The organism is Pseudomonas sp. PF05 (genome assembly GCF_056521845.1).
Genome location: NZ_JBWLPW010000066.1, coordinates 1 through 864, shown reverse-complemented (window position 1 = coordinate 864; position 864 = coordinate 1). Strand labels below are relative to the sequence as shown.

At 63.2% G+C, this 864-nt stretch carries 1 protein-coding gene; it reads left to right on the top strand.

Going from position 1 to position 864, the window contains the following annotated elements; translation table 11 throughout:
* On the top strand, positions 1 to 864 hold an 864-nt coding region (locus tag AC09SL_RS29440), incomplete at both ends, for a non-ribosomal peptide synthetase (protein WP_479572001.1).

Genomic DNA, 864 nt, shown 5'->3' with positions numbered 1-864 from the left:
TCGGTGTTCGCCCAACTGCGCTACCTGATCGTCGGTGGCGATGTGCTCGACCCGGCGGTGATCGGTCGCGTTCTGAAGGAAGGCGCGCCGGCTCACTTGCTCAACGGCTACGGCCCAACCGAGGCCACCACCTTCACCACCACCTACGAAATCAAGCAGGTGGGCGAGGGCGGTATCCCGATTGGTCGTCCGATTGGCAACACCCGCGTCTATGTGCTGGATGCCAACCAGCAACCCGTCCTCATCGGCGTGGCCGGCGAGTTGTACATCGGTGGCGACGGCGTGGCGAAAGGCTATTTGAATCGCCCTGAGCTGACCGCCGAGAAGTTCGTCACCGACCCGTTCAGTGCCGATCCAGATGCCTTGCTCTACCGCACTGGCGACCTGGCCCGCTGGCGCGCGGATGGCGCGGTGGATTACCTGGGCCGTAACGACGACCAAGTGAAGATCCGTGGGTTCCGTATCGAATTGGGCGAGATCGAAGCCCGCTTGGGCCAATGCCCAGGCGTGAAAGACGCGGTCGTGCTGGCGCGGCAAGACGATGCCGGTCCCAAGCGCCTGGTAGGTTATGTGATTGCCGAACCGGGCGTGACCTTGTCGGTACGTGAATTGCGCGAGCAGTTGTCGAGCGTGCTGGCCGACTACATGCTGCCCAGCGCCTTCATGGTGCTGCCAGCCTTCCCGCTGACCGCCAACGGCAAGCTGGATCGCCGTGAGCTCCCGGCGCCGGATGCCGAGGCTTATGCCTCTCGCGAATATGAAGCACCACAAGGCGAAGTCGAACAGACCCTGGCGCGAATCTGGGCAGATGTGCTCAAGGTCGAGCAGGTGGGTCGTCACGATCACTTCTTCGAACTGGGCGGC